1 protein-coding gene is annotated in these 1,006 nt (G+C 59.6%); it reads left to right on the top strand.

Annotated features, from left to right (window positions below; genetic code table 11):
* Positions 1 to 82 precede the first annotated feature (82 nt).
* A partial coding sequence (locus AB4043_RS26605; RefSeq protein WP_442308675.1) for a hypothetical protein occupies positions 83 to 1,006 on the top strand: 924 nt, incomplete at its 3' end.

The following is a 1,006-nucleotide window of genomic DNA, read 5'->3' as shown; positions in this document are numbered from 1 at the left end:
CAATGAGCCCTTGTTCCTATGGGAGCAACTTGCGGGCACGCTCGGAACGCAGGCAGACAAGGACGCGGTCAGGAACGGCGATATGGAAACACAGAAAAATCCCGCGTCATGCCCCGCCACGCTGCCCCCGGATGATCCCTTTGCCCAGGCGTTGCAGGCGGATCACGAACTGAAACCGGAGGAGCGCGATGCCCTCCTAAAGGCACGTCAACAGACGCAGAGCGGCTGCGCTGCCGATGCAGCAGCAGGCGCTGTTGCCGGCGCAGAGAAAGCGGCGAAGACGGTGTCGGCCAAAGCCTATGCACTGTACCTCGAGGGCGCTGCCGAGTTCTGGCGATCCGACTACGACAAGGCAACCGCAACCTTCTCCTCGCTTGCGGACGCGCAACCCGTTTGGGTGCGTGAGACTGCCATCTACATGATCGGCCGCTCTCTCATCAATCGCGCGCAGGTTGGAGCGTTCGACGAATACGGCTCTTTCAAAAAAGACTGGCACGCGGATCCCAAGACGGTATCCGGAGCTGAGGCAGCACTGGACAAGTATCTGCAGCAGTATCCGAAAGGTGTCTACGCGCAGTCGGCACGCGGCCTGAAGCGCCGTGGATACTGGCTGGCAGGAGATATCGCCAGGCTCCAGGAAGAATATGGCGCGCTGCTTCTGCTATCTCCGGAACAGCGCAACGTCGGCGATATCGGGCTAGTGCAAGAGATCGACAATAAGATCACAACACTTCCAGACACATTCGGAGCCCCACGGGACGGCGCCCAGGGGGATGAGCTCTTCAAGTCCACGCAGAACCCGCTGCTACTAGCGATGCTCGATCTTCAGGCCATGCGCACACCAGAGAAGGTAAGGGGCAACTCAGAGAGCGAGGGGAGCCACGATGACCTCATCCCGATCTCCAGGCTTCAGCAGCAAAAGCCGTACTTCGCGGCGCAGATGCCTCTCTACGAATACCTCCTCGCAGCGCATGCCTTTTATATAGAGAACAAGCCTGCCGAAGTG

Source organism: Terriglobus sp. YAF25 (genome assembly GCF_052113305.1).
Taxonomy (GTDB): Bacteria; Acidobacteriota; Terriglobia; order Terriglobales; family Acidobacteriaceae; genus Terriglobus.
The sequence above is the reverse complement of the archived record's forward strand: the minus strand, read 5'-3'. Positions and strand labels throughout refer to the sequence as shown.